20 protein-coding genes are annotated in these 22,301 nt (G+C 64.5%); 13 read left to right on the forward strand and 7 right to left on the reverse strand.

Going from position 1 to position 22,301, the window contains the following annotated elements; all coding sequences use genetic code 11:
- Nucleotides 1-5 precede the first annotated feature (5 nt).
- On the forward strand, nucleotides 6-1,973 hold the full coding sequence (locus NKK52_RS06160) for a glycoside hydrolase family 127 protein (RefSeq protein WP_023682950.1): 1,968 nt from the start codon (nucleotides 6-8) through the stop codon (nucleotides 1,971-1,973).
- A gap of 1 nt (nucleotide 1,974) precedes the next feature.
- Here NKK52_RS06160 and NKK52_RS06165 read toward each other — a convergent pair whose 3' ends face one another.
- The 3 genes from NKK52_RS06165 to efp form a co-directional block, all read right to left on the reverse strand.
- Nucleotides 1,975-2,775, reverse strand: coding sequence for an endonuclease/exonuclease/phosphatase family protein (locus tag NKK52_RS06165; RefSeq protein WP_023682949.1), 801 nt, complete (start codon nucleotides 2,773-2,775; stop codon nucleotides 1,975-1,977).
- Nucleotides 2,776-2,801: 26 nt separating this feature from the next.
- Complete coding sequence (locus NKK52_RS06170) at nucleotides 2,802-4,262, reverse strand: phospholipase D-like domain-containing protein (RefSeq protein ID WP_023682948.1); 1,461 nt, start codon at nucleotides 4,260-4,262, stop codon at nucleotides 2,802-2,804.
- A gap of 71 nt (nucleotides 4,263-4,333) precedes the next feature.
- Nucleotides 4,334-4,903: an elongation factor P gene (gene efp / locus NKK52_RS06175; RefSeq protein WP_023682947.1), complete on the reverse strand. Its 570-nt coding sequence runs from the start codon at nucleotides 4,901-4,903 to the stop codon at nucleotides 4,334-4,336.
- A gap of 129 nt (nucleotides 4,904-5,032) precedes the next feature.
- On the opposite strand from efp, the gene epmA reads away from it, so the two are divergent.
- From epmA to lpxK, 7 genes are all read left to right on the forward strand, one after another.
- Entirely contained in the window at nucleotides 5,033-6,079 is a 1,047-nt protein-coding gene (epmA, locus tag NKK52_RS06180; protein ID WP_023682946.1) for an EF-P lysine aminoacylase EpmA, read from the forward strand.
- Nucleotides 6,080-6,281: 202 nt separating this feature from the next.
- A complete protein-coding gene (locus NKK52_RS06185) occupies nucleotides 6,282-7,625 on the forward strand; it encodes a TldD/PmbA family protein (RefSeq protein WP_023682945.1) in 1,344 nt (447 codons plus the stop codon).
- A complete protein-coding gene (locus tag NKK52_RS06190; RefSeq protein ID WP_023682944.1) occupies nucleotides 7,612-8,418 on the forward strand; it encodes a 3'(2'),5'-bisphosphate nucleotidase CysQ in 807 nt (268 codons plus the stop codon). The genes NKK52_RS06185 and NKK52_RS06190 overlap by 14 nt, the downstream gene beginning before the upstream one ends.
- 68 nt (nucleotides 8,419-8,486) lie before the next feature.
- Entirely contained in the window at nucleotides 8,487-8,732 is a 246-nt protein-coding gene (locus tag NKK52_RS06195; RefSeq protein WP_023682943.1) for a DUF4170 domain-containing protein, read from the forward strand.
- 5 nt (nucleotides 8,733-8,737) lie between these two features.
- Nucleotides 8,738-9,526, forward strand: coding sequence for a lysophospholipid acyltransferase family protein (locus NKK52_RS06200; protein WP_023682942.1), 789 nt, complete (start codon nucleotides 8,738-8,740; stop codon nucleotides 9,524-9,526).
- Nucleotides 9,523-10,839 (forward strand): lipid IV(A) 3-deoxy-D-manno-octulosonic acid transferase, encoded by a 1,317-nt coding sequence (waaA, locus tag NKK52_RS06205; protein ID WP_023671577.1) that lies wholly within the window; start codon nucleotides 9,523-9,525, stop codon nucleotides 10,837-10,839. The genes NKK52_RS06200 and waaA overlap by 4 nt, the downstream gene beginning before the upstream one ends.
- Complete coding sequence (lpxK, locus tag NKK52_RS06210; protein WP_023682941.1) at nucleotides 10,840-11,868, forward strand: tetraacyldisaccharide 4'-kinase; 1,029 nt, start codon at nucleotides 10,840-10,842, stop codon at nucleotides 11,866-11,868. It abuts the gene before it with no gap.
- 229 nt (nucleotides 11,869-12,097) lie between these two features.
- Here the strand turns inward: lpxK and NKK52_RS06215 are convergent, their stop codons facing one another.
- Complete coding sequence (locus NKK52_RS06215) at nucleotides 12,098-12,331, reverse strand: DUF2093 domain-containing protein (protein ID WP_023694434.1); 234 nt, start codon at nucleotides 12,329-12,331, stop codon at nucleotides 12,098-12,100.
- Nucleotides 12,332-12,443: 112 nt separating this feature from the next.
- Here NKK52_RS06215 and NKK52_RS06220 point away from each other — a divergent pair, with 112 nt between their 5' ends.
- Complete coding sequence (locus NKK52_RS06220) at nucleotides 12,444-13,043, forward strand: hypothetical protein (RefSeq protein ID WP_023682939.1); 600 nt, start codon at nucleotides 12,444-12,446, stop codon at nucleotides 13,041-13,043.
- A 17-nt stretch (nucleotides 13,044-13,060) separates the two neighbouring features.
- Here NKK52_RS06220 and NKK52_RS06225 read toward each other — a convergent pair whose 3' ends face one another.
- Complete coding sequence (locus NKK52_RS06225) at nucleotides 13,061-13,987, reverse strand: LysR substrate-binding domain-containing protein (RefSeq protein ID WP_023682938.1); 927 nt, start codon at nucleotides 13,985-13,987, stop codon at nucleotides 13,061-13,063.
- 92 nt (nucleotides 13,988-14,079) lie between these two features.
- Here NKK52_RS06225 and NKK52_RS06230 point away from each other — a divergent pair, with 92 nt between their 5' ends.
- Nucleotides 14,080-14,973, forward strand: coding sequence for a DMT family transporter (locus tag NKK52_RS06230; RefSeq protein WP_023671583.1), 894 nt, complete (start codon nucleotides 14,080-14,082; stop codon nucleotides 14,971-14,973).
- A 109-nt stretch (nucleotides 14,974-15,082) separates the two neighbouring features.
- The gene (locus tag NKK52_RS06235) at nucleotides 15,083-15,832 is read left to right on the forward strand and encodes a hypothetical protein (protein WP_156932408.1); all 750 of its coding nucleotides are present in this window, start codon (nucleotides 15,083-15,085) and stop codon (nucleotides 15,830-15,832) included.
- Between the two features lie 25 nt (nucleotides 15,833-15,857).
- Here NKK52_RS06235 and mutL read toward each other — a convergent pair whose 3' ends face one another.
- Nucleotides 15,858-17,711: a DNA mismatch repair endonuclease MutL gene (gene mutL / locus NKK52_RS06240; protein ID WP_023739251.1), complete on the reverse strand. Its 1,854-nt coding sequence runs from the start codon at nucleotides 17,709-17,711 to the stop codon at nucleotides 15,858-15,860.
- A gap of 274 nt (nucleotides 17,712-17,985) precedes the next feature.
- Nucleotides 17,986-18,888 carry a LysR substrate-binding domain-containing protein gene (locus tag NKK52_RS06245; RefSeq protein ID WP_023682936.1) on the reverse strand — a complete coding sequence of 301 codons (903 nt, stop codon included), beginning with the start codon at nucleotides 18,886-18,888 and terminating at the stop codon, nucleotides 17,986-17,988.
- An 89-nt stretch (nucleotides 18,889-18,977) separates the two neighbouring features.
- Between NKK52_RS06245 and NKK52_RS06250 the strand changes: the two genes are divergently transcribed.
- Together NKK52_RS06250 and NKK52_RS06255 are read left to right on the forward strand one after the other, a co-directional pair.
- Complete coding sequence (locus NKK52_RS06250; RefSeq protein WP_023682935.1) at nucleotides 18,978-20,528, forward strand: trimethylamine methyltransferase family protein; 1,551 nt, start codon at nucleotides 18,978-18,980, stop codon at nucleotides 20,526-20,528.
- A 61-nt stretch (nucleotides 20,529-20,589) separates the two neighbouring features.
- The gene (locus NKK52_RS06255) at nucleotides 20,590-22,239 is read left to right on the forward strand and encodes an ABC transporter substrate-binding protein (protein WP_023682934.1); all 1,650 of its coding nucleotides are present in this window, start codon (nucleotides 20,590-20,592) and stop codon (nucleotides 22,237-22,239) included.
- Nucleotides 22,240-22,301 lie beyond the last annotated feature (62 nt).

The following is a 22,301-nucleotide window of genomic DNA, read 5'->3' on the forward strand; positions in this document are numbered from 1 at the left end:
ACACGATGACCGTTCAACCATCCGCCAAGCCCGGCAAACTCGCCTTCCGCCCACTGCCGGTGCCGCAGGTCGATGTCCGCGGCTTCTGGGGCAACCGTGTCGATGCCGTGGCGTCGCGCACCGCCGACATCCTCTACGAGCGCTGCGTCGAGGCGCGCATGCTGGAGCAGATCGACCCGGACCGGCCCTCGCCGGGCGTCGTCATTCCGTTCCATTCGCCGTCGCCCGACGAGGCGGCCAGCCCCGGCTTCACCGGCTCGACGGTGACGACGCAGATGTTCTGGGACTCCGATTGGGGCAAGACCATCGAGACCGCGGCCTATTCGCTCTACCGGCGCAAGAACGCGGCGCTCGAGAAGAAGATCGATGCCGTCATCGACCTCTACGGCAGACTGCAGCAGGAAGACGGTTATCTCTCCAGCTGGTACCAGCGTATCCAGCCCGGCAAGCGCTGGACCAATCTGCGCGATTGCCACGAGCTCTATTGCGCCGGCCATCTGATCGAAGGCGCGGTCGCCTACTACCAGGCCACCGGCAAGCGCAAGCTGCTGGATATCATGTGCCGCTACGTCGACCATATCGCCGACACCTTCGGCCCGGAGCCGGGCAAGAAGAAGGGCTATTGCGGCCATGAGGAGATCGAGCTGGCGCTGGTCAAGCTGGCGCGGGCTACCGGCGAGCAGAAATACATGGACCTGGCCAGGTATTTCATCGACCAGCGCGGGCAACAGCCGCATTATTTCGACGAGGAGGCGCGTGCGCGCGGCGCCGATCCGAAGGCCTATCATTTCAAGACTTATGAGTACAACCAGTCGCACAAGCCGGTGCGCGAGCAGGACAAGGTCGTCGGCCATGCGGTCAGGGCGATGTACCTCTATTCCGGCATGGCCGACATCGCCACCGAATATGGCGACGATACGCTCAGGGTAGCGCTCGACCGGCTCTGGAACGATCTCACCACCAAAAACCTCTATATCACCGGCGGCCTCGGGCCATCGGCGCACAATGAGGGCTTTACCAGCGACTACGACCTGCCCAACGAAACCGCCTATGCCGAGACCTGTGCCTCGGTCGGCCTGGTGTTCTGGGCCAGCCGCATGCTCGGCATGGGTCCCAACGCCCGCTACGCCGACATGATGGAGCGGGCACTCTACAACGGCTCGATCTCCGGCCTGTCGCTCGACGGCTCGCTGTTCTTCTACGAGAACCCGTTGGAGAGCCGGGGCAGGCACAATCGCTGGAAATGGCATCGCTGCCCCTGTTGCCCGCCCAATATCGGCCGCATGGTCGCCTCCATCGGCAGCTATTTCTACTCCCTGTCGGATGATGCGCTGGCCGTTCATCTCTACGGCGACAGCACCGCGCGCTTCGACATATCGAACCGGGCGGTCAGTCTGATTCAGACCAGCAATTATCCTTGGGATGGCGCGGTCTCGATCCGGATCGAAGCCGAAGCGCCGGTCGAGTTCACCTTGCACCTGCGCGTCCCCTCCTGGTGCGGCAAGGCGGCGCTCAAGATCAACGGCGCCGCGGTCGATCTGGACGGCATCACCAGCGACGGCTATGCCGCGATCCGGCGCGAGTGGCGCCAGGGCGACCGGGTCGAACTCGATCTCGAAATGTCGATCGCCCGTCTGTTCGCCAATCCGGAAGTGCGTCAGGACATCGGCCGCGTCGCACTTGCGCGCGGTCCGCTGATCTATTGCGTCGAGGAGACCGACAATGCCGGCCAGTTGCATCGGATCGCTCTGCCGCGAACGGCAAAAATCGAGGCGCATGCCGAGCCGAACCTGCTCGGCGGCATCGTCACGCTTTCGGCACTTGCCAGCAAGGAAGCCCAGGAAAACTGGGAAACCGGGCTCTATCGCACCGATCCGCCGGCGGTGAGCGAGACGAAAATCACCGCCGTCCCGTACTTTGCCTGGGACAACCGTGAACCCGGCGAGATGCTGGTCTGGCTGCGGGACGGATGAGTTAGAGGCTGACAAACGCAGTCAGCGGCAAATGATCCGACGCAACCCGCGACAGCGGCGTATCATGGGCTTCCACCGACGAGACCATGCCGTGCCGGTTGGCCATGATCCGGTCGAGCGCCAGCACCGGCAGGCCTGAGGGAAAAGTCGGCACCGCCGCCGGCGTGAAACCAAAGGTGGCGTGCAGCGTCTTGAGCGCCGAGCGGTTGCCCAGCCGCCATTCGTTGAGGTCGCCGAGCAGCAAGGTCGGCCTTTCATCCTGGTTGCTCATGATGTCGAGCACGACGCGGGCCTGCTCCGAACGCGAGCGGCGCAACAGGCCGAGATGCGCGGCGATGACGCGCAGAGTGCGCGTTTCGTCGAGGTCGATCTCGGCTACCAGCGCGCCGCGGGGCTCCAGTCCCGGAAGCTTGATCTGATGGACGCCGCGCACGGTGCCGCGCTTGAACAAAAGCACGTTGCCGCGCCAGCCATGGCCCTTGCCGCTTCCGGAAACCGGCACCGGCACAAGCCCGGTTTCATGTTCGATCCGGGCAAGGTCGAGCAGCCCGGCGCGGTCACCGAAGCGATTGTCGGCTTCCTGCAGCGCGATGACGTCGGGGCCGATCTCGCGGATGACGCGGGCGGTCCGTTCGGGATCGAACCTGCGGTCGGTGCCGATGCATTTGTGGACGTTGTAGGAGGCGACCACCATCTGGGCGCCTTCAATGTGCTTGCGCGGCGTCGCGTTCGCCTTGCGCGCTTTCCTGCCGCGGATCGACAGGAGCACTGTTTCAGGAAGGCTGCGTCCGTTTATGTCCATAGGCCTGCGTTCAATCTGTCCTGATTCTAAAGATAGGGCGATCCCAGCCATAACAACCGGTCAAAAACCCGGATGACAAATGGCCGCGCTCTTAGGGTTGCGAGTGTGACGGGTTTGGCGGAAGCGATTGCCGCTCCGATGCGCCCTTCGATCTCGGCGGCAAAGCCGGTATCCAGCACCTCCAGGTCGATTTCGAAATTCAGCCGCAGCGACCGGGCGTCGAGGTTGGAGGAGCCGACATAGGCCCAGACGCCATCGACCGACAACAGCTTCGAATGGTCGAACGACCCCTCATGCCGCCAGACGCGGCAATAGTGCTTCAGCACCTGGTCGTACTGCGCCGTCATGGCGCGGCCGACCAGGAAGAGATTGTTGACCGCGGGCACGACTATGTCGATCTCGACGCCGCGCCGGGCCGCCGTGACCAGCGCGCTGACAAATTCCCGGTCCGGCAGGAAATAGGGCGACATGATGCGGATCGATTTGCGGGCGACGGAAAATGCCCCCATCAGCAATTTGTGGTTGGTTTCGATGCTGGCGTCCGGCCCCGACGCCACGGCCCGCACCAGGATCGGCTGACCGGGTGGCGGCGAGGGCTTTTCTACGTGCCAAACCTCGTCCTTGAGGGCCTCGTTGCCGGCAAAACGCCAGTCTTCGGCGGCAACCGCGAACAGGTCGGCCACGACGGGCCCCGTGACCTGGAAATGCGTATCCGCCGAACTGGCGCTGCCGGCGAATTCGGCCGAGAATCCCTTGCGGATGTTCATGCCTCCCGTGAACGCCACCACACCGTCGACGATCAGGATTTTCCTGTGCGTCCTCAAATTCGCATAGGGAAGTCTCAGGCCCATGACGATGTTGCCGTTGAAGAGATCGACGGTGACGCCGGCTTCCCGGAGTGTCCCAAGGATGCTGGGCACGGAATAGCGCACGCCGACCGCATCGATCAGCACGCGAACCGTCACACCGCGCCGGACCGCGCCGGCCAGCGATTCGACAAAACGTCGTCCGATCTCGTCATTGTCGAAGATGTAGGTCTCGAGCAGAATGCTGCGCTGTGCGCTGTCTATCGCCCGGCACATTGCTGCGTAAGCTTCGTCGCCGGTCCTGAGGATCGTGATCGTGTTTGCCGACGTCAGTGCGCGCCGCGCCACCCTGTCGCCTAGCGTCTTCAGGCCGGCAAAGCGCTGGCCGAATTCGGCTGAGATGAGTGTTTCGAGCGCAATGTCGTGGTCGTGTTTGGCTGTCTCGGCTTCACCGGCGACGGGCCGCATGGCGCTGATCGTGGCGCGGCGGATGCGGTTGATGCCGGCAATGGCATAGATGATCGCGCCAAGGAATGGCGACAAGATCATCACGCCGACCCAGCCGGTGGCGGCGCGCACGTCTTCCTTGGTCATGATTGCGTGGACGATGCCGATGGCGGCCATCAGCATCGGAATGATCACAAGGATCAGAGGCCAGTAGGTCACAAAGGTCTGCCACATCGGCAGGACTATCGAGCCAGCGGCCGCAGAAGGCAATGCAACGGATCAACCAGGACGGAGGCGCTCGCGCCTCAGTCCTTCGCCCGCTCCACATAAGCGCCATCGGCCGTCATCACCACCACGCGGGTACCCGGCGCGATGTGCGGCGGCACCAGCGTGCGCACGCCGTTGGAAAGCACGGCCGGCTTGTATGACGAGGACGCCGTCTGGCCTTTGGTCGTCGGCTCCGTCTCGACCACTTCGAAAGTAGCGCGCTGCGGCAGCACCAGGGCTATGGCGATGCCGTTGAACTGCGAGATCTGCACCGCCATGCCTTCGAGCAGGTAGGGCGCCATGTCGCCGACCACGCTTTCCGGCACCGCGACCTGGTCGTAGCTTTCCGGGTTCATGAAGTGATACCCCTCGGCGTCGGCATAGAGGAAGGTGTGCTCGCGCTCCTCGACATAGGCGCGCTCGACCTGCTCGGTGGTGCGGTAGCGCTCCGAAACCTTCACCCCGTCGGAGATGCGGCGCATGTCGAGCTGGGTGACCGGCGTACCCTTGCCAGGGTGGATGTTTTCGGCAAAGAGGATGACGTAAAGCTTGCCGTCCTTGTCGACGACATTGCCTTTACGGAGCGAACTGGCGATGACCTTCACCACGGTTTTCAATCCTAGACTTCGTTGGCCTGAAACGATCGTTCGGCGCAAATCGGCTGCGAGAGCCGTCGCCGTAGCGCATCTTGGCCCGAACCGCCAGCCCTGTCAGCAATTCCGTTGCCCGGCAAACCCATGACTGGCGCTTCGCCCTGGTGGACGCCGGATGTTCACGCCGACCGCCGGCCGCGGCTGATGGCGCGCAACGCCATAGCTGCCGCCATGCGCGGCTGGTTTGGCGAGCGCGACTTCATCGAGGTCGAGACGGCGGCGCTGCAGATATCACCGGGCAATGAGGCGCATCTCTCAGCCTTCGCCACCGAGGCGATCGGCGCCGACGGCGCGCGCCGGCCGCTTTACCTCCACACCTCACCGGAATTCGCCTGCAAGAAGCTGCTTGCCGCCGGCGAACGGCGCATCTTCAGCCTGGGCGCTGTCTGGCGCAACCGCGAGCGCGGCCCTTTGCATCACCCGGAGTTCACCATGCTCGAATGGTACCGTGTCGGCGAAACCTATGAGAGCCTGATGGCTGATTGCGCCGAGCTGCTGAAGCTGGCAGCTGAGCGGGCCGGCGCCAAAACCTTCCGCTTTCGCGGCCGCGAGGCCGATCCGTTCGCCGAACCGGAACGCGTGAGCGTGGCGGAAGCTTTTGCGCGTTACGCCGGCATCGATCTTCTTGCCACCGTTTCTGCCGATGGCGGCACAGACCGCGCCGCACTCCATGATGCTCTGGTCAAGGCCGGCCTGCGCACGGCCGGCGATGACAACTGGGCCGATTTGTTCAGCCGGGTAATGGTCGAGAAGGTCGAACCGGTGCTGGGGCAGGGGCGGGCCACCATCTTGTACGGCTATCCGATCTCGGAAGCGGCGCTCGCCCGGCCGAGCGCGGAGGACCAGCGCGTGGCCGAGCGCTTCGAGCTCTATTGCTGCGGCGTCGAGCTCGCCAATGCTTTTGGCGAACTGACCGATCCGGCCGAGCAGCGCCGGCGCTTTGCCGCCGAGATGGACGAGAAGGAGCGCGTCTATGGCGAGCGCTATCCGCTGGATGAGGATTTTCTCGCCGCCCTCGCCATCATGCCGCAAGCCAGCGGCTCGGCGCTCGGCTTCGACCGGCTGGTGATGCTGGCAACGGGCGCGACGAGGATCGATGACGTGATCTGGACGCCGGTCGCCACTCCTTGAGTGGAAATCGGCCTTGGTTAAACTCACAAACCGTCAAGCCGCGCGTCTGTGGCGGCCGCTGCCGCGGATAGCTTTCGCGCTCCGCTTGGGCGCTATGCCGCAGCGGGACAATTGCCCGTGCGCCATTGCACAAGCCGCATTGGGACAATAGATGGTGCAACAGCCGCTACCGCCCGGCGCGGCTTCAGCCAGGACCACGCGCATGACCGATACATCAGAGGCAGCGAAATTGACCGACCGCGTCGCGGCACTGGTCGAGGCTGCCAAGCGGGCCGGCGCCGACGCCGCCGACGCGGTTGCCGTGCGCGGCCGCTCGATCGGCGTGTCGGTGCGGCTGGGCAAGGTCGAGAACACTGAGGCGTCCGAGGGCGACGATGTCTCGCTGCGCGTCTTCGTCGGCAACCGGGTGGCGAGCGTCTCGGCGACGGCGGCATCGGACCCCAGGGCATTGGCCGAGCGCGCCGTGGCCATGGCCAAAGTCTCGCCCGAGGATCCCTATCAGGGTCTCGCCGATCCGGCTTTGCTGGTCGGCAAGGTGCGCGACCTCGATCTGTTCGACGCCACCGAGGTTTCGGCCGATCAGTTGAAGGAAGCGGCCCTTGCCGCCGAGGAAGCAGCCCTTGCCGTCAAGGGCGTCACCAATTCGGCCGGCAGCGGCGCCAGCGCAGGCCTCGGCGGGCTGGTGCTTGCCACGTCGAACGGCTTCGTCGGCCACTATGTCGCGTCGCGCTTTTCGCGTTCGGCCAGCGTTATTGCGGGCGAAGGCACCGGCATGGAGCGCGACTACGAATACTCCTCGAACCAGCATTTTTCCGATCTGGACGCACCGGAATTGATCGGCCGCAAGGCCGGCGAGCGCGCCGTGCGCCGCCTCGGCGCCCGCAAGGCGGCGACCGGTCCGGTCAACGTGGTGTTCGATCCGCGCGTCGCGCGCGGCATTGCCGGTCATCTCGCCGGCGCCATCAACGGCGCTTCGGTGGCGCGCAAGACCAGTTTTTTGCGCGAGATGATGGGCAAGCAGGTTGCGTCGGCTGCCATCACCGTCACCGACGAGCCGCTACGGCGTCGCGGCCAGGCCTCGCGCCCGTTCGACGGCGAAGGCGTCGAGGGCGAAAAGCTGTTGATGGTCGAGAACGGCGTGCTGAAGCACTGGTTCCTGTCGACGTCCGCCGCGCGGGAATTGGGGCTGACCACCAACGGACGCGGCGCGCGCAGCGGCTCGTCGGTATCGCCGTCTTCGACCAATCTCGCCATCGAGCCGGGCGACAGGACGCCGGAAGACCTGATCAGGTCGCTAAAATCCGGCTTTTATGTCACTGAAGTGTTCGGCCAGGGCGTCGACATGGTGACCGGCGAATACAGCCGTGGCGCATCCGGCTTCTGGATCGACAATGGTGAGCTTGCCTATCCGGTGGCCGAGGTGACCATCGCCTCGAATTTGAAGACGATGTTCCTCAATATGGTTCCGGCGAGCGATCTTGACCGCGATTTCGGCACTGCCGCACCGACGCTGCTGATCGAAGGAATGACCCTTGCCGGAGCGTGACCCGGTCATATCGGCCGGGGCCTCGGAAGACCTCGATCTGCTGCGCGACGCCGCCCGCGAGGCGGGCGCGATCGCCATGCGCTATTTCGGCAAGAACCCGCAAGTGTGGATGAAGGGCGGCACCTCGCCGGTCAGCGAAGCCGACCACGCGGCGGACGCCTATCTGCGCGAGACCCTGCTTGCGGCGCGGCCGGACTATGGCTGGCTATCAGAGGAAACGACTGACGATCCGGCGCGGCTTCTGGCGCGGCGCACCTTTGTCGTCGACCCCATAGACGGCACCCGCGGCTTCCTCGAAGGTCTGCGCTCGTGGTGCGTCAGCGTCGCGGTGGTCGAGAATGGCCGCACGCTCACCGGTGTGCTCGAATGTCCGGCCAAGGGCGAAACCTATTGGGCGCTGCCTGGCCATGGAGCTTTCCGCAACGGCAAGCCGATTGCCGTGCGCGGCCTGGGTAAGACGGTCGAGATCGGCGGGCTGAAGCAGTTGATCGACCTGATGCCGGCGCAATGGCAGGGCCGGGTGCGGCGGGCGGCGCACATTCCCTCTCTCGCCTACCGGCTGGCGATGGTCGCCAACGGCACGCTCGACGCAACCTTCGTCAAGCCCAACGCGCATGACTGGGATATCGCCGCCGCCGATCTCATCTTGCGCGAGGCTGGCGGCGCCGTGCTCGACGGCCATGGCCGCGCGCCGCTCTATGCCGGGGAGATCATCCGTCACGGCGCGCTGGTCGCCGGCAGCGGGCAGTTGCTGACCGTGCTTGCCGGCGTCATTGCCGATACGGAAGCGTGATCGAAGGTTCCAAAGTCGGCAGCTTTGGGCTAGACCTGTCGCAAACTCACAATATGTGAAGGACCGAAATGGCCGCGGAAGACGGAAAGAAACAGCTTTTGCACCTGGTGTTCGGCGGCGAGCTGAAGAAGCTGGGAGGCACCGAGTTCCGCGATCTCGACGCGCTCGACATCGTTGGCGTTTATCCGGACTATCAAACCGCGCACACCGCGTGGAAGGCAAAGGCGCAAGCCAGCGTGGACAATGCCCATATGCGCTATTTCGTCGTCCATCTGCACCGGCTGCTCGACCCTGAAAGCAAGGCCGCCGGTTGACAGCGATGGAGCATGAAGCGGTGAAAGGGCAGCCCACCGGCGCCGCGGTCCGAAGAAGACGCGGCGGCAGTTCGAAGACATTCTGGCGCAAGATCCGCGAGCCGTTGGCGCAGTCGCGAATCGTCAAGAGCATGATCGTCAGCCTGCTCGCCCAGTTCGTCCGCCTGGTGCGCCTGACCAACCGCGTGGTCGAAGGCTCGGCTAAATTTTCAGGCGGCGACTACGCCGAATTCGAACCCGGCATCATCGCGCTCTGGCATGGCCAGCATCTGCTGACCCCAGCCTATTATCCCAAGGGACGGCCGCTGGTCGCCATGGTCTCGCGCAGCGCCGACGCCGAACTCAACGCGCTGATGATCGAAAAATTCGGCATCGAGGCGGTGCGCGGCTCCGGCGGGCGTGAAAGCACGAAGCATCTCGACAAGGGCGGCGCCAAGGCGCTCATCGCCCTGAAAAAGTCACTCGTGGCCGGCAAGAACGTCGCCATGATCGCCGACATTCCCCACGGCACGCCGCGCGACGCGGGGCTTGGTATCGTTCTGCTGGCACGCCTTTCCGGCCGGCCGATCATGCCTGCCGCCATCGCCACCAGCCGCCGCAAGGTGCTGGAAAGGAGCTGGGACAAGACCACCATCAACCTGCCGTTCGGCCGCTCCTCGATCGTCATCGGAACGCCGGTGTTCGTGCCGGCCAATGCCGACGAGGCCGAAATGGAGCGCAAGCGCCAGGAAGTCACGGCCGCGCTCAATGCCGCAACCGCCGAGGCCTATCGGCTCGTGGACGGCAGGCCATGAGCGTCGGCTGGGCGCGCGCCTTCCTGGCGGCCTACCGCCTTGCCGGTGCAGCCGCCTATCCGCTGATGGGTCCCTATGTCGCCTGGCGCACATCGCAGGGCAAGGAAGACCGCAGCCGCAGCCGTGAGCGCTACGGCGTTGCCGGGCGGCCGCGCCCCGAAGGGCCGGTGATCTGGATCCATGCGGCAAGCGTCGGCGAGACCCTTGCGGTCGTGCCGCTGGTGCAAAGCATCCTCGACTACGGTGTCAACATCGTGCTGACGACGGGAACAGTGACCTCGGCGCAGGTTGCCGACGAACGGCTGGGCGACCGCATCATCCACCAATATGTTCCGCTCGACCTCAAGCCGGCCGTCAGCCGCTTTCTCGATCACTGGCGGCCGGACCTGGCTATCATCGCCGAATCCGAGATATGGCCGATGACGATCCTCGAGCTCGGCGCCCGCCACGTGCCGCAGGTGCTGGTCAACGGCCGGCTCTCCGACCGTTCGTTCAAATCCTGGAAGAAGCGCGCCAACATCGCCGAGGCGCTGTTCGAGAACCTTGCACATGTCGTTGCCCAGTCGGATGTCGACGGCGAACGGTTTCGCGCGCTTGGCGCCCGGCCGGTCACCGTGTCCGGCAACCTCAAGGTCGACACCTTGCCGCCGCCCGTCGACGAACGGGCGCTGGCGACGCTGAAGCGCCAGATCGCCGGCCGCCCGACCTGGGCGGCAATTTCGACCCATGACGGCGAGGAGGTGGTCGCGGCGGAAGTCCACGCCACGCTCTACAAGCGCCACCATGGCCTGCTGACGATTATCGTCCCGCGCCATCCCGACCGCGCCGAAGCGCTGGCCGCACAGATTTCCGGCATGGGCCTGAAGCTGGCGCGGCGCAGCAAGGGCGACCGGATCACCGCCGACACCGATATCCTCCTTGGCGATACGATCGGCGAGATGGGGCTTTATCTCCGGCTGACGGAAATCGCCTTTGTCGGCCGCTCGCTGACCTCGGAAGGCGGCCAGAATCCGCTGGAGCCGGCCATGCTCGACACCGCTGTGCTGGCCGGCCGCAACGTCCAGAATTTTCGCGAGGCCTATCAGCGCCTGCTCGACAGTGGCGGCGCCAAGCTGGTGCGCGACCGCGACATGCTGGCCGGCGCCGTCAATTTCCTGCTGAGCAATGAAGTTGCGCGCCATGAGATGATGGCGGCCGGTGCCGCCACAGTCGACCAGATGCGCGGTGCGCTGGCGCACACGCTGAAGTCGCTCGAGCCTTATATCCAGCCATTGATCGTCAAGTCGCGCCTGAAGGGCGCCGACGGGCGATAGGTGGCGTCGGAAGCACCACCTTTCTGGTGGGAAGCGCCGGACTGGCGGGTCTTTGCGCTGTCGCCGCTATCAGCCGTCTATGGCATCGTCGCCGGCCGCCGCATGCATCGGGCGGTACGTGAAAAGATCGACGCGCCAGTGCTTTGCGTCGGCAACTTCACCGTCGGCGGCAGCGGCAAGACGCCGATCGCCATCGCGCTGGCCAAGCAGGCCCGGCGCATGCAGCTCAATCCCGGATTCCTGTCGCGCGGCCATGGCGGCTCGTTCGCGCAGCCGCATGTCGTCGATGCCAGTCACGACGCTGCAAAGCATGTCGGCGACGAGCCGCTGCTTTTGGCCGAGCACGCGCCGGTTGCGGTGAGCCCCAACCGCGCCGCCGGCGCCAAGCTGCTCCTGAAAGCCCATGGCTGCGATTTCCTGATCATGGATGACGGTTTTCAGAGCGCGCGCATCCATATCGACTATGCGCTGGTCGTCGTCGACGCCCGCTACGGCATCGGCAACGGCCGCGTCATTCCGGGTGGACCGCTGAGAGCCAACATCGTCGACCAACTGGTGTTCACCGATGGGCTGTTGAAGATGGGCGAGGGCGCTGCCGCCGACCAGGTCGTGCGCCAGGCGGCGCGCGCCGGCCGGCCAGTCTTCGAGGCGCATGCCGAGCCCGCGGCCAAGGAGCGGTTTGCCGGCCGGCGGTTCCTCGCCTTTGCCGGCATCGGCCATCCCGAAAAATTCTTCGACACGCTGCGCGGCACAGGCGCTGAGGTGGCGCTGAGCCGGTCGTTTCCGGACCATCACTTCTATGCCCCTGATGAACTCGCGGAACTGGCGGCAACCGCGCGCCGCGATGGACTAGGCCTCGTCACCACCGCCAAGGACGCCGCCCGGCTGCGCCATGGCGCTGCCCCGGCCGATTTCCTCGCTGAACTCGACGTGCTGGAGATCGACGCCACGTTCGAACTCGACACTGTGCCGGAGCGCATCATCAACGAGACGCTTGATGCCTGGAGGCAGCGCAGGCTGCGGGGGTAGGGCGTGCAGCGTCACGCGGAGATGCTGGCGGGACAGCACCCCCCTCTGGCCTGCCGGCCATCTCCCCCGCAAGGAGGGAGATCAGCAGCTTTGCCAATGGCGCTCATTCTGCAACGCTGGTGATTTGGCGAAAGCAAAGATGACATCCAATCTCCCCCCTTGCGGGGGAGATGTCCGGCAGGACAGAGGGGGGTGTGAAGGAACGCGACCAACGGCTCTGTGCGCGCCTTTAACCCCGGCTGCGCAGGTCCGGATGCATCTCGATCTCGCGGCGCAGCGAGGCGGCTGCGCTGACATAAGGCTCCTGCCTGGCGACGCTCCAATATTTGAGCTCGTCCAGCGGAATGCTCTCGCCGGTCACCGCGCAGCGCACGAAGGCGCCGGGGCTGGTGACCTGGAAGTCGCCGTCGAGATAGCGGATACGGGCTTCCTTGCCGCCGGGGCCTTCGAAGCGGTTCATCATGGGGTGGTGCCAAGGTTCATGCTGATTTCATCGCCATAAATTGCCGGCAAGGTCAAGCTTGACGCAATGCTGAGGCGCTATTGTCGCTCCAAACCATTCTTATGGGACCGGCATGGACATTTCATCCGCCCGCCTGACCGCGCTGCTGCGTGAGGCCATGATGTTGGCAGCGTTGCCGTCGGCGAAGGCCGATCCGGCGAAAGCAGCACTTATGAAGGCGCTGGTGCAGCCGCCGGCGCCGTCCGGCGCGCCTTTGAAGCCGGCAGCGGCGCCGGCGCTGCAGGCGCTGTTGTCCGCAGCCACCGCAAAGGGGCAGCAGACGGGTTCTGCCGAGATCCTCCAGGCCTATCTGGCCCTTGCCGAACCTGGCGTCGAGGCGCCAGACGAGGTCGCGCCGACCAGGGTCGTTGCGGGCTCGCCGGCAAATGACGACACACAGCGCGGTCTGCTTGTGCCGCCGGCCAAGGCCGAAGATGGCGCTGCCGCAAAGCCCGCAGGACTGCCCTGGTTTGCGCTTCTCGCACCCGTGGTTTCGCCGCAGCGCCGCGCTGCCACCGCCGATATGCCAATGAAGCGGGAGCAGGCGACGTCTGGGCCGAATGATGCGGCCCAGCCGGAAGGCCGACAGCAGACGCGTGTCGGTCTGATGGCGCTGGCAACCGGGTTTCTGGCCGTCGCCATTGTCGGGCTAGCCTTGCTGGTGCTTCGCTGAGCACCGAATGATCGCCGCTATCGCTCGGCTTCGAGGAACGCTTCCATCTTTTCCATCGCCAGCCCCGCCTCGACGGCGATTCGGCGAGAAAGTTCGGCGGCAGCCGTGCGCGGCCTCCCCAGCGGCCGGTCGAGCCAGTACGACACCGGGTCCAGCGCCGTGCGCTCGTCGACGGCGACGATGCGGCCTGCCTCCAACTGGTGTCCGGTCAGCGGCGGCCGTGCCAGCGCGATGCCGAGCCCGTAAGCTGCAGCGTCGAGCACCAGATTGTAGTCCTCGAAGCGGCGATCCTGCGGGCGCGGGCGGTAGTCCATCCCTTGCGCGGCAAACCAGGCACGCCACCCCGAAGCGTCGGAATCGTTGATCAGCGGAAATTTGAGCAGCCGGGCCGGGTCGCCGCGACCGATCTCGTGGGCAAGGCCGGGCGCGGCGACGGGAAAGACATGTTCCTCGAACAGCTTCACCGAGATGCGGCCCGGAATGCCGCCGCGGCCGCAGCGGACCGACAGGTCGATGCCTTCATCGGCAAGGTCGGCCTGGCGGATGTCGACGTCGAGCACGATGCGCAGCTTGGTGGGATTGTTCTCCAGCGCCGCCATGCGTGGCATCAGCCACAGCCCGCTGACGGAGGGTATCGAGGTCAGCCGCACCACGGCGGTGCCGCGCGGCTCGACCCAGCGGTCGGAATGGCTGGAGATCAGCGCAAAGGCTTCCGCCGTGCGCAGATGCAGGCGGTTGCCCTCGATGGTCAGCGAGACGCCGCGCGCGCCGCGGTCGAACACTTTCAAGCCCAGCCAGTCCTCCAGCTTGGCGATCTGCCGGCTGACGGCGCCGTGGGTGATGTTGAGCTTCTCGGCCGCGGCCGAAAAGCTCCCCGTTCGCGCCGCCGCATCGAAGGCGCGCAGGGTCTCGAGCGGCACCATTGTGTCTGAGCTGTGATCCATAGTCACAGGTGATCCTCGATTTGATCGTTTGTCAACGGCGCCGAAAAGGCGCTTTCTGCCTTTCAACACTCTGAGAACCCGAGGACAGGCAGATGAGCGCAACGACCAGCACGTCGAATCCGACACAGCGGATGGACACCACGGCGGCCATCGCCGTGGCCTTGACGGTGGTTGGCTGGGCCTCGGCCTTTCCCGCGATCCGTGCCGGCCTCGCCGCTTTCGGGCCGCTGGAACTCGGTGCGCTGCGCTTTGCCATTGCCGCGGTGCCGGCGGCGATCTTTCTTGCCGTCAAGCGCCCGGCGCTGCCGAGGCTCGACGAAGTGTGGCGCCTGGTGTTTGGCGGCGCCATCTTCGTCGCGCTCTACACTGTCATGCTCAATTTCGGCGAATTGACGGTTTCGGCGGGTGCCGCCGGTTTCATCATCAATGTCAGCCCGATCTTCACCGCCATTATGGCAATGGCATTGCTCGGCGAGCGCTTCTCAAGCTGGGCCTGGTTCGGCACGGCGATTTCTTTCGCCGGCATCGGTATCATCGCTGTGGCTGACGGCAATGGCTTGAGTTTCGACACCGGCGCGCTGCTGGTTCTTGGCTCCGCGCTGTGCTCGGCCGTCAACACGATCGTCCAGAAGCCGCTCTTTGCCCGCCATCACCCGCTGACCATTTCGGCCTCGAACATGATCCTTGGCGCGCTTTGCCTGGCACCCTTTCTGCCGAGCGGCTTTGCGCAGGCCGCGGTCGCCAACACGGCCGGTATCGGCGCCGTGATCTTTCTTGGCATCGTGCCCAGCCTGATCGCCTATGCCGCCTGGGCAACCGCACTGTCGCGTCTTCCGGCAGCGCGCGCCTCGAACTTCCTCTATCTGGTCTCGCCCATGTCAGCCCTGATCGGCTTCTTCTGGCTGGGCGAAGTGCCGACGCTACTTGGTATCCTCGGCGGCGCACTGGCGCTGGGCGGCGTGATCGTGGTGAATTTAAAGCGTTAAAACAAATGATTTGAGCTGTTTTCGGACTCAAACCGAGAACCGCTTCCATCAGAATGCAGACACCCAGAGGAAGGACAGCTATGGTACGCTGCGTTCACTGGGGGACGGAATGGGAAGACTGTTCATATCGGCAATTTTTTGCGTTTTGCTGCTGACCGGGAAAGCCGCCGCGGGCTGGTATCAGGTCGAAAACTACGAAGGCTCCATCGGACCTAACCCCGTCCACCTATCGCTGCAGAGATATGACAGTTTCGGCAGGGGGATTACGGTCGAGGGGAGCTATTTCCATGACGCGAAGCAAAGCCCGATAGCGGTGTACGGCAAGATCAGTGGCACCAGCGTCTTCCTTTGCGAGATTGCGGACGACCGGGTGCTGGTCATGGGATCGAAAACGCCCGTTGGCACCACCGGATGTCCGTTTTCTCTCGACCTTGGCGAAAGCGGCGCAACAGAGACTTGGAGCAAGGGCTCGGACAAGTTCCCGATCACGCTGAAGAAGGTCGCAAGCCTCGACGATACCGGTGAGGCGAAGGTTGACGGCACCGTCGAGATTCCCTTCTGGGCGCAGACAGCAACCCACAGATTTGCCGGGGTCTACGAGAAAGCGGGCTTTCTCGTCTGCATGAATAAGCTGCGGGTCATCGATAAGAAGAAAAAGAAGGTCGTTCAGGAGATCGCTTTCGATGACGACGATTGCGATGCCGGCATGCTGATGACTCCCATCTACATGAATGTTCAAAAACAGGTTGGGAGAAGCTTCGAGACAATCTCCGTGAATTTTCGCGGCGGTAGCGCCGGTTACTCACGGGATTACGTTTTCTCTCATAGGTTCAAGGATTATCGCCTGTTGGTGAATTGAGCGTGTGGCCTGACCTGGCTTGTGCTCACCGCCGCCCAAACAGCCGCTCTATGTCGGCGAGCTTGAGTTCGATATAGGTCGGGCGGCCGTGGTTGCAGGTGCCGGAGCCCGGCGTTGCTTCCATCTGGCGCAGCAGCGCGTTCATCTCCTCAGGCTTGAGCAGGCGGCCGGAGCGGACCGAGCCGTGGCAGGCCATAGTCGCGGCGATCTTGTCCAGTCGTTCCTTCAGCGTCTCGATCGTGTCGTTGTCGGCGATCTCGTCGGCAAGATCACGCACCAATTGCTGGACATTGGTTTCGCCGAGCATCGACGGCGTCTCGCGCACCGCCACCGCGCCGGGACCGAAACGCTCAATGGCGAGGCCGAACCGGGCCAGCGTTTCGGAATGCATGGCCAGCCGCTCGGCGTCCTCCTCCGGCAGGTCGACGATCTCCGGCAGAAGCAGCATCTGCGAGGGCACCGCGCGCGAGTGCAGGGCATTCTTCAGCGCCTCGTAGACCAGCCGCTCATGCGCCGCGTGCTGGTCGACGATGACAAGCGAATCCCTGGTCTGGGCGACGATGTAGTTCTCGTGCACCTGCGCGCGGGCGGCGCCCAGCGCGGTGCCGAGCAGCGTCTCGGCCGGCTCGGCTAAGCCGGCACGCGCATCGGCGCTGGCGAGCGGACCGGCGTCGAATGCAGCCTGGTCGTTTTCGCGGAAGCCGGCGCCGTCAAATCCCATATCCAGCGGCCGCTGTGGCGAGCGGTCAAAGCCCGAAAAGCCCGAGGCCCGGTAGGCCGCGTCATAACTGCGATGACCGTTGGCAGGACCCGCATGGGCGTAGGAGGCGGCTCCCGGCCGGAACGCCGCCACCATCCCGGCGGCCCCGCTGGTGGCGGCGCGGATGCCGGCATTGGCCAGCGCCTCGCGAATGGCGCCGACGATCAGCCCGCGCACCAGGCCGGGGTCGCGAAAGCGCACATCGGCCTTGGCTGGGTGGACGTTGACGTCGACGGTCGCCGGATCGAGCGTCAGGAACAGCACGGTCACCGCGTGCCGGTCGCGCGGCAGCACATCGGCGAAAGCGCCGCGAATGGCGCCGGCAATCAGCTTGTCGCGCACTGGCCGGCCGTTGACATAGGCATATTGCTGCAACGCGTTGGCGCGGGTGAAGGACGGGATCGAGACGTGGCCGGTCAGGTGCACGCCGTCCCGGCTGGCGTCGATAGCGATGGAATTGTCGGGAAACTCGGCGCCCATGACTTGCGCGACGCGGCGCAGGCTGCCTTCCGCCGTGTCGTCGGTCGCCGGCAATTCCAGCGTCGAGCGGTCCGAGCCGGCGAGCGTAAAGCGCACGGCGGGGAAGGCGATAGCGATGCGCTTGAGCACGTCGCTGGTGGCGGAGCTTTCGGCGCGCTCGCCCTTCATGAATTTGAGCCGGGCCGGCGTGGCGAAGAACAGGTCGCGCACCTCGACCGTGGTGCCGCGGTTGGCCGCCGCCGGTTTGACCGCCGAAACGCGGCCGCCTTCGATGGCGATCTCGGCTGCAGCGTCGCCTGCGGCCGTGCGCGAGCGAACCGACAGTCGCGACACCGAACCAATCGACGGCAATGCCTCGCCACGGAACCCGAGCGAGCGGATATCGCGAATGTTGTCGGCAAGTTTCGAGGTGCAGTGGCGCGCAATGGCCAGCGCCAGTTCCTGTTCGGGGATACCGGAGCCGTCATCGGTGACGCGGATCAGGTTCAGCCCGCCGCCGGCAGTGACGACCTCGACGCGGGAGGCGCCGGCGTCGAGCGCGTTTTCGACCAGTTCCTTCACCACGCTCGCCGGACGCTCGATGACTTCGCCGGCGGCGATCTGGTTGATCATCGTTTCGGAAAGCTGGCGAATGGGCATGGGGGTATTATAGGCGGATTCGAAGGGTGTGCGGAAGGCTTCAATGAATGCCGGACATTGGAGACGCCAGCGGGACAGCACCCCCCTCTGGCCTGCCGGCCATCTCCCCCGCAAGGAGGGAGATCAGATGTCACGACGGCTTTCGCCAATCTTCAATGCCTGAAGGGTGACGCGACGTATGAACTGCCAATCTCCCCCCTTGCGGGGGAGATGTCCGGCAGGACAGAGGGGGGTGTGAAGGAACTCCGCGATAGTGACTACGCTGCAACCGATTTCAAGCCTGCGCCGCCAGCCAGTCCCTGACTTTCCGCGCATTCTCGCTCAGCTCACGGTTCTTAGGCCAAACCACGTAGAACGCCTTGCCGGTTCTCAGCACATGGTCGGTCACCGGCACTAGCAGCCCCGAAGCCAGGAGCCGTTCGGCCAGATGCCGCCAGCCGAGCGCGATGCCCTGGCCCTCCATGACGCCCTGGATCACGAGGCCGTAATCGTTGATGCGCAGGCCGCGCGCGGTGTTGTCGAGGCTGCCGCCCGCCGACTGGAACCATTCGTCCCAGCTAGCCGCCTCGCGGTAGGGCTCCTCGAGGTGGATCAGGCGATGCGTCGCCAGCTCCGCGACGCTCCTTGGCATGCCGAATTTCGCGAGATAGCTGGCGCCTACGACTGGAAAAATCTCCTCGTCGGCCAGCGGCAGCGAATGATAGTCGGCCCAGTCGCGCGGCTCGCCGCCGCGCACGGCGAGCGGGATGCCCTCGGCGATGATGTCGAGATCGCGGTCGGCGGTCTGGATGCGCAAGTCGATGCCCGGCAGTTCGTCGCGGAACTGCTGCAGCCGCGGCATCATCCAGAACGAGCCGAAGGCGGTCGACGCCGCCAGCGTGACATGACCGCCGGTCGCCTGCAGGCGCAGATCCTCCGCCGATTTGCGGATATGCGACAGGCCGAGTGAGACGTCGGCATGGAAGCGTTCGCCCGCTTCTGTCAGGACGACCTGGCGGTGGCGGCGCTGGAACAGCTGGGCGCCAAGCTGTTCCTCCAACCCGCGCACCGCATAGGAGACGGCGGCCTGCGTCATGCCAAGCTCGCGCCCGGCAGCGGTGAAGCTCGACAGCCGGCCCGCCGCCTCGAAGACGATCAGGCTGCCGGCCGAGGGCAGGAGGTGGCGCAGGCTTCGCATAAGCTGAGCTTATACAAGAGATCAGGATTTTCCAGCATCACATCCATATTTCCTCTCGCTAACTTGGTTGGACGGAATGAGGAGGCTCCATGAACGCACCGGCCACTGAACTGACCGAGCAAACCCACCGCCGCGGCGGCGGTCGCCTCGGACGCAAGGCGCTGAGGAGCGCCCCCGTCACCTCGTTCCCAACGCTGGTCCGCGAGATCCCCACCTACCAGATGGTCCCGGACGAGGCGGTGGAACTGATCCAACAGGAGTCACTCGCCATCCTCGAAGAGGTCGGTTGCGAGTTCCGCGACGACGAGGCGATCGCCATGTGGAAGGCGGCGGGCGCCGACGTGTCCGAGACACGCGTCCGCATCGACCGCGGCCTGCTGATGGAACTGGTCGCGAAGGTTCCGTCCGAATTCACCCTCAATGCGCGCAATCCCGAGCGCACCGTGCGCGTCGGCGGCAAGAACTCCATCTTCGCGCCGATGTATGGCGCGCCTTACGTGCGCGACCTCGACAACAACCGGCGTTATGGCACGCTTGAAGACCTCAACAATTTTCACAAGCTCGCCTACATGGCCCCGGCGCTGCATTCGTCGAGTTCGATCATCTGCGAGCCGATGGAGATCGCGGTGCCGAAACGGCATCTCCACATCATCCATTCGGCGCTGAAGCATTCCGACAAGCCGTTCATGGGCATCGTTACTTCCAAAGACCGCGCCGAAGACACGATGGCGATGGCGGGCATCGTCTTTGGCGAAGATTTCGTTCGCGACAATCCGGTGCTGGTGTCGATTACCAACTGCAACTCGCCGCTGGTGTGGGACGCCACCATGCTGGACGCGATGAAGGTCTATGCCCGCAGCAATCAGCCGCTGATCCTGGCGCCCTTTGCGCTGTGCGGCGCATCGACTTCGGCCTCGGCCGTCGGCGCGGTGGCGCAGGTCAATGCCGAAGCATTGGCCGGGGTCGCTTTCACCCAACTGCTGCGCCCGGGTTCGCCCCAGATCTACGGCCAGTTCATGGTGACGGTTGACATGAAGACCGGCGCGCCGATGGGCGGCACGCCGGAGGCCGCCCAGATGATGTATCTGATGGGCGCGTTGGCGCGGAAATACAAACTGCCCTGGCGAACCTCCGGCTTCCATGTCGGCTCCAAGCTCAACGACGCCCAGGCCGGCTATGAATCCAACATGCTGATGCATGCCGCCATCCTCGCCGGCGCCAATTATATTTGGCACTCCGCCGGCTGGTTGGAGGCCGGGCTGACCTGCGGCTATTCGAAATTCGCCACCGACTGCGAGCAGCTTGTCGGCTGGTACAAATATGCCGGCGGCCTGTCGTTCGACGACTTCAAGGAGGCCATGGCGGCGATCCGCGAAGTCGGGCCGCAGGGCCATTTCCTCGGCACCCAGCACACGCTCGATCACTACGAGTCGGCATTCTTCATGCCCACCATCATGGATTTCAACTCCTACGAACAATGGAAGGCTGGAGGGGCGAAGGACCACGACACGCGCGGCCGCGAGAAAGCCCGCAACATGCTGGCCGACTATGAAGAGCCGAAACTCGATGAGGGCATTGCCGAGGGCCTCAGGGACTTTATCGCGCAGCGCGAGGAGAGGCTGCCCGACAGCGTTAGCTAAGAGAACGACGAATGAGTTGATAACGGGCGAAGACCCGATGGGAACCGCAAGGGAGAAAGACATGACACTTTTCAAAAGCAATGGCGATCGCGTGCCAACGGCCATCGAGGCGATGGCGCAAGAGACGCGTGCTGGCCGTATGGACCGGCGCGAGTTTCTTGCATTGGCAAGTGCGTTCGGCGCATCGACGGCGCTGGCCTACGGCATGATCGGCCTTGCCGCGCCGGGACAGGCTTTTGCCGAGGAGCCGAAGAAGGGCGGCACGCTGCACATATCGATGTCGGTCAAGGCCCAAAAAGATCCGCGCACCTATGACTGGGTGGAACTCGCCAACATCTCGCGCTGCTGGCTGGAGCCGCTGGTCCGCTACACCAGGGAATTCACCTTCGAGCCAGTGCTGCTCGAAAGCTGGGACATCAATGACGACGCCACTGAATACACGTTGCATGTGCGCAAGGGCATCACCTGGAACAATGGCGATGCTTTCAACGCCGATGACGTGGTCTTCAATGTTACCCGCTGGTGCGAGAAGAAGGTCGCCGGCAACTCCATGGCCGCTCGCGTCGGCGGGCTGATCGACGAAAAGTCGGGCAAGGCCAGGGAAGGCGCGATCGCCAAGGTCGACGACAATACGGTCAAGCTGACGCTCAGCGCGCCCGACATTTCGCTGATTCCGAACCTCACCGATTATCCCGCGCTCGTCGTCCACCGCAATTTCGACGCCGAAGGCGCCGACCCGGTCAAGAAGCCGATCGGCACGGGCCCGTTCGAACTGGTCTCCTACGATGTCGGCCAGAAGGCGGTGGTCAAGCGTCGTGAAAACGGCAAGTGGTGGGGTGGTGAAGCGCCGCTCGACAGCGTCGAGTTCATCGACTACGGCACCGACTTCAACGCTTCGATCAACGCCTTCGAATCCGGCGAGATAGACCTCAATTTCGAGACTCCGGCCGACTTCATCGACATCCTGGATAAGATGGGGCTGGAGAAGTCCGAGGTTGCGACGGCAACCACGCTGGTTGCCCGCACGAACGTTACCCACAAGCCCTATGACGACCAGCGGGTGCGCAACGCGCTGCAGATGGCGGTCGACAACAATGCGGTGCTGGAACTCGGCTATGCCGGGCGAGGGACGGTCGGTGAAAACCACCATGTCAGCCCTATCCATCCTGAATATTTCGCGCTGCCCAAGAAGACGCGCGACGCGGCCGGCGCCAAGAAACTGATGGCCGACGCTGGGCAGGCCGATTTCGAGCACGAGCTGATCACCGTCGAGGACGATTGGCAGAAGAACACCGGCGACGCGATTGCCGGCCAACTGCGCGACGCCGGCATCAAGGTCAAGCGCACGGTGCTGCCGGGCTCGACCTTCTGGAACGACTGGACGAAATATCCCTATTCGATGACCATCTGGTACATGCGCCCGCTTGGCGTCCAGGTCCTGGCGCTTGGTTATCGCACCGGCGAGGCCTGGAATGAATCGGCCTATTCCAACCCGGACTTCGACGCCAAGCTGAAGCAGGCGCTGTCGCTGATCGATGTGGAGAAGCGGCGTGAGGTGATGAAGGATGTCGAGCAGATCCTGCAGGATTCCGGCGTCATCATTCAACCCTTCTGGCAGAAGCTCTACAGCCACATGAACAAGAAGGTGAAAAACTACGGCGTCCACCAGACCTTCGAGATGGACCTGCAGAACGTCTGGCTGGATGGCTGAGAGGGTGTAAGCCGGGGCTTCATGAGCCGCAAAAAAGCCGATATGCAGGATGTCTGGTATTG

The organism is Mesorhizobium sp. C277A (assembly GCF_040324395.1).
Classification (GTDB): domain Bacteria; phylum Pseudomonadota; class Alphaproteobacteria; order Rhizobiales; family Rhizobiaceae; genus Mesorhizobium.

Excerpts from the sequence above, each read along its gene's own strand:
- NKK52_RS06230 (WP_023671583.1), top strand. The coding sequence starts at position 14,080 with ATGAGCGCAACGACCAGCACGTCGAATCCGACACAGCGGATGGACACC.
- NKK52_RS06225 (WP_023682938.1), bottom strand. The coding sequence starts at position 13,987 with ATGGATCACAGCTCAGACACAATGGTGCCGCTCGAGACCCTGCGCGCC.
- NKK52_RS06235 (WP_156932408.1), top strand. The coding sequence starts at position 15,083 with ATGGGAAGACTGTTCATATCGGCAATTTTTTGCGTTTTGCTGCTGACC.
- NKK52_RS06200 (WP_023682942.1), top strand. The coding sequence starts at position 8,738 with ATGGAGCATGAAGCGGTGAAAGGGCAGCCCACCGGCGCCGCGGTCCGA.
- NKK52_RS06215 (WP_023694434.1), bottom strand. The coding sequence starts at position 12,331 with ATGATGAACCGCTTCGAAGGCCCCGGCGGCAAGGAAGCCCGTATCCGC.
- NKK52_RS06185 (WP_023682945.1), top strand. The coding sequence starts at position 6,282 with ATGACCGATACATCAGAGGCAGCGAAATTGACCGACCGCGTCGCGGCA.
- NKK52_RS06250 (WP_023682935.1), top strand. The coding sequence starts at position 18,978 with ATGAACGCACCGGCCACTGAACTGACCGAGCAAACCCACCGCCGCGGC.
- NKK52_RS06170 (WP_023682948.1), bottom strand. The coding sequence starts at position 4,262 with ATGTGGCAGACCTTTGTGACCTACTGGCCTCTGATCCTTGTGATCATT.
- epmA (WP_023682946.1), top strand. The coding sequence starts at position 5,033 with ATGACTGGCGCTTCGCCCTGGTGGACGCCGGATGTTCACGCCGACCGC.
- NKK52_RS06255 (WP_023682934.1), top strand. The coding sequence starts at position 20,590 with ATGACACTTTTCAAAAGCAATGGCGATCGCGTGCCAACGGCCATCGAG.
- waaA (WP_023671577.1), top strand. The coding sequence starts at position 9,523 with ATGAGCGTCGGCTGGGCGCGCGCCTTCCTGGCGGCCTACCGCCTTGCC.
- mutL (WP_023739251.1), bottom strand. The coding sequence starts at position 17,711 with ATGCCCATTCGCCAGCTTTCCGAAACGATGATCAACCAGATCGCCGCC.
- NKK52_RS06245 (WP_023682936.1), bottom strand. The coding sequence starts at position 18,888 with ATGCGAAGCCTGCGCCACCTCCTGCCCTCGGCCGGCAGCCTGATCGTC.
- NKK52_RS06220 (WP_023682939.1), top strand. The coding sequence starts at position 12,444 with ATGGACATTTCATCCGCCCGCCTGACCGCGCTGCTGCGTGAGGCCATG.
- NKK52_RS06165 (WP_023682949.1), bottom strand. The coding sequence starts at position 2,775 with ATGGACATAAACGGACGCAGCCTTCCTGAAACAGTGCTCCTGTCGATC.
- NKK52_RS06160 (WP_023682950.1), top strand. The coding sequence starts at position 6 with ATGACCGTTCAACCATCCGCCAAGCCCGGCAAACTCGCCTTCCGCCCA.
- NKK52_RS06195 (WP_023682943.1), top strand. The coding sequence starts at position 8,487 with ATGGCCGCGGAAGACGGAAAGAAACAGCTTTTGCACCTGGTGTTCGGC.